Origin of the sequence: Bradyrhizobium sp. sGM-13 (genome assembly GCF_018398875.1) — a bacterium.
Taxonomy (GTDB): Bacteria; Pseudomonadota; Alphaproteobacteria; order Rhizobiales; family Xanthobacteraceae; genus Bradyrhizobium.
Genome location: NZ_JAGWDK010000117.1, coordinates 1 through 2,882 on the forward strand (window position 1 = coordinate 1; position 2,882 = coordinate 2,882).

A 2,882-nucleotide genomic window follows, 5' to 3' on the forward strand; every position below is an offset into this window, starting at 1 on the left:
GCTCCTCGTTTCGCCGACCGCAAACGAAGAATCCGCCAACAGCGCGTCCGTTCCACCAATTCAGCCTGCTCCATCAGCGCAGGTTTCATGGAATCGGTCGTCTAGGCCTCATCGATGACGACGCCTGGCTTTGGCTTGAAGCAGTTCGAGCCAAGGGGTGAGCGGAGCCAGAAACCGCCGCTCGATCTCACCGATGCTGTACTATTACTGCATTTTCTTGTCTTCGTATTCTGAAGACAGACCTGAGCCGCGCCTTCGCGGCTGCGTCGCAGGATAGCGCCAGCATGCGTAAAGCGCGACTGGCATACCGCTTCGACGCCGCTGCCAATTCGTTCTTGCAGAGCAGTACGGCCGCTGCACTGCTCCAGCGCTGATTTCGACTTCAGCAAAGGCCTGCGCCCGATTTTGCGCCGTAATATCCGCACGAGCCATTCCGCAGCAAGATCAGAGACTACGTCGCGCGCACCACCAGCTTAGCGTGTAAGGAAAGCGAATCGAGGGGCGCGCCAATGGTGAACACTACGCAGACATCAAATGGATCGCGGCCCCCAGAGATTGAATTGAAGTGGTCGATTCGAGTTGCGGAGGCGCCAGAAGCGCATCAGCATATTCCAAGCGTTTCCCAAAAGGCCTTCCAGTTGCATCGCTGCATGCGCTTGTAGGCCTCGACTCGGACGAGCTGCCCGGTTGTCGGAGCCACACAGCACGCCCTTCGGCCAAAGCGAACAGTGCCGGCGTCGGAAGCTGGAGCTTTGTGAAGGTGCACTCAGCTAAGTGGACGGCAGCACATTGAGCGACAGCTCTTCCTCTCGCGACATCGCGATTTCCCTGGAGCGCTACACACCATCGCATGTTCCGGGAGTTCTTATCGAATTATTCGATGGGTGTCATCCATCTGTTGCGGTCTCAATGCGATGCGTCACGCGTCAAGAATCCTCGTTGTTATCGGAGGGGTATTATGCGAGTTGAGACAAACAGCACCGAAGTTGCCATCGTACACGTTCCGCACAATTCTCAGATGAAGCCGCTAAGCTCGGCCAGTTTATCCGCACAGCCTGTTTTCAGCGTTCGACGAACTACAAACCAACGGGGGCTTGTTATCGCATTGTCGTTAGCAGCGAGTCTCATCGGCAGCTCGGCGCTGGCACAAACTGCCAACATTCTCAACCCAAAGAGCGACAGTCCGGACGAGCTTGTTAAAAGGAAAGCTCAAAAGAAGACCGATCTATCTCAAAAGAAGACCGATAAGAAGATCGACCCATTCGCAAAATTCGAAAACCTCCGTCCAAAAGGTATGTGGCTCGGCATACCTGGTCCCGCGGATACGATAGATCAGGATGCGGGCGGCGTTAGATCCGCGCTGGCGGACGTCGGAATCGGCTATGTGGGTTGGACCCAAAACAGCTTTGCGAACAATCTTCTGCCGAATGCAGCCAGAAGCACCATCGCCAATCAACTCTATAGCGGCCAGAATCCGACATTTAATACCGTAAACTACATGTGGATTACCTATGATCTCAGCCGATTTGGGATACCCGACGGCCAGATCGTGGTGGCGGCCGAGCAGCAATACTGGACATGGAAGCCCGGCGGGCCAGATAGAATTGGAATCGACACAATCAGCTACTACCAGACGTTTTTCGATAGGAAACTCGAATTCAAAATAGGCTATCTCCCAAATCAAAACGAGTTCGCAGGCACATTGGTCGGCGGAAACGCAGGAGCTAGTGTCTTCGGGCCTTCGGCGAATATCCTGTATCAGGGAGGAATGAGCAACAATCCTGCGCCGACGCCGGCTGTCAATCTGAAGTTCAACGTTGATGATCGCTTGTATGACAGAGTGTCATTCCAGCGCTCTATCAGTCCCGATGGTCAATTTGCGCAGTTAACTCAAAATCCCACCGGCTTAGATTGGAGCACGCCCAACGCGGGCATGCTTTTGCTTAATGAAATCGGCTACAAGGAAAAGGCGGCTGTAGGTGTACCGGACACTTGGCTGCGGGCGGGCGCCGGCTTCAACAACAGCAACTACACGAACTTACAGTATCCGAACCAACCAAGAGCTGATGAGAACCGATTCTATTACGTCGCTGCGGACACGCAACTCTGGCAGACCGCGGTCCAAACCTCTGCAGCTCGTGGCATCTATGGTGGATTCTCGGTCATGTACGCTCCGCCTGACCTAAACAAGGTCAGTGAGTATTACGAGCTCCGTCTTTATGCGAAGGGGCTTTTGGACAGCCGACCCCGTGATCAAATTGCTATTGTTGGCACCAACACTGTCTGGAGCCATTTTGCAGTGGACGCTGCCGCGGCCAAAGGGAATCTCGTTCATCGCGAAAGTAAAGCGATCTCGGCAACTTACACCGCACATCTTGCACCCGGAGTATATCTCAACCTAGGATTCTCATATATCGATCACCCCACCAGCATTACGTACACGCCCCAGACCGGACATGCTCTGAACTTCTCGGCGTCTACGGCGGTCTTCTTCTAGCTCCGCAAGGCTGGGATATGCACTCATGCGCGCTGCGGATGAAGACATGTTTGATCTCCGCTAAGCGCCCTGGTAGCGACGCGAAAGCCCACATCGCCTATGGTCCGGGTCGGGCCCAAATCCGTATGGGCCATAGGGATGTCGGGGCAGAATCGAAGAAGTCTTGCCGAAGTTCTGGCTGTAGTTGGCCTTGGATGGATCTGGGCTCGGCATCAGTCTCAATTTGCCGGCTGTTTGTCCTAAACTGTTTGGTCGTCGTGACTTCGGCAAAGGCATCGAATCGAAGGCCGACAGAGCTATCGCTAAAAGTTGGTGACGGCGGGAATCGGGAAGGCGGCATATCGTGGGGGTGCTTGACGCCTCCACTTCTCCACCGAAGGAGCGA

The 2,882-nt window shown here is 54.6% G+C and carries 1 protein-coding gene; it reads left to right on the forward strand.

Features of this window, described 5'->3' with window-relative positions; genetic code table 11:
- The first annotated feature begins 958 nt into the window (after positions 1-958).
- A complete protein-coding gene (locus KJQ96_RS38295; RefSeq protein WP_249735075.1) occupies positions 959-2,497 on the forward strand; it encodes a carbohydrate porin in 1,539 nt (512 codons plus the stop codon).
- Positions 2,498-2,882: the final 385 nt, after the last annotated feature.

What these genes read in the sequence shown, in the direction of transcription:
- KJQ96_RS38295 (WP_249735075.1), top strand. Translation starts at nt 959, where the DNA reads ATGCGAGTTGAGACAAACAGCACCGAAGTTGCCATCGTACACGTTCCG.